Origin of the sequence: Rhodococcus sp. EPR-134 (assembly GCF_001647205.1) — a bacterium.
Taxonomy (GTDB): Bacteria; Actinomycetota; Actinomycetes; order Mycobacteriales; family Mycobacteriaceae; genus Rhodococcus_F; species Rhodococcus_F qingshengii.
Genome location: NZ_LVCT01000794.1, coordinates 1 through 1,101, shown reverse-complemented (window position 1 = coordinate 1,101; position 1,101 = coordinate 1). Strand labels below are relative to the sequence as shown.

Annotated in this window: 2 protein-coding genes; one reads left to right on the top strand and one right to left on the bottom strand. The window is 58.9% G+C overall.

The window, feature by feature from the left end; genetic code table 11:
• On the bottom strand, positions 1-435 hold a 435-nt coding region (locus A2J01_RS34085), incomplete at its 3' end, for an Lrp/AsnC family transcriptional regulator (RefSeq protein WP_064114440.1).
• A 79-nt stretch (positions 436-514) separates the two neighbouring features.
• Between A2J01_RS34085 and A2J01_RS34080 the strand changes: the two genes are divergently transcribed.
• On the top strand, positions 515-1,101 hold a 587-nt coding region (locus A2J01_RS34080), incomplete at its 3' end, for an AzlC family ABC transporter permease (protein WP_064114439.1).

Below are 1,101 nucleotides of genomic sequence, written 5' to 3'. Positions count from 1 at the left end.
GACGCTCTTGATGGTCTTCATGGTGATCAACGATGTCACCCGCGAGACAGCCGGAAGCCCGCTGAGCTTGGTGACCATGAAGTTCTCATACGTCGCGAGATCTTTCACCGCGACCCGAATGAAGTAGTCGGGAATTCCGAACAACCGCCGACATTCGATCACTTCGTCGAAGGCGGCGACCTGGGATTCGAAGTCCTCGATGGTGGCCTGGTCGTTGACTCCGATCTCGGCGGTGACGATCACCTGAAATCCTCGACCGAGCGCTTCCTGACTGACGATCGCCCGGTACCCGGTAATGATTCCGTCGGCTTCGAGCTTCTTCACCCGACGCAGGCAAGGTGAGGGTGTCAGACCCACCAGATCCGCCAACTCGGTGTTGGTCAAACTCGAGTCCTGGCGTAGGTGAAACAAAATTGCGTCATCCATGGCATCCATCGCACTATTATTGCGCACTGTTCAATATGTGGGCATTCTGAGCAATCGATCACCTCGATCTTTGTTATAGATTTGCGTCGTGATCGAACCAGCATCGTCGACGGCCGCACCGGCCGTCGAACTCCCACCGCGAACCCCGGCGTGGCGGCACGCCTTCCAGCTGTCGCTACCGGTTGGATTCGGCCTGCTCCCACTCGGGATCGCACTTGGCGTTCTTGTGGTCCAACAAGGGCTCAGCCCTTGGTGGGCAGTCGCTTTCACCTCGCTGATCTACGCAGGGTCGCTGGAGTTTCTCGCGGTCGGAATGGTCGCGGCCATGACACCGCTGCCGTACGTCGCTCTGACCGCACTGCTGGTCAACTTTCGACATGTGTTCTACGCCTTGAGTTTTCCGCTGGAAAAGATTCGCAACCCCTTCGCCCGCTTCTACAGCATGTTCGCGCTGACCGACGAGGCCTATGCGATGTCGGTAACTGCCGATCCCAAGGCACTCACCGGACGCGTCATCGTCTACTCCCAGCTGTACCTGCACGGCTACTGGATCGGTGGCGCGATCCTGGGCGCGACGGCAGGACAGTGGATTCCGGACTCGATCGTCGGCCTCGACTTCGCCCTGACGGCGTTGTTCGTCGTCCTCTCGATCGAAGCGATTCGCGCACAAAACGG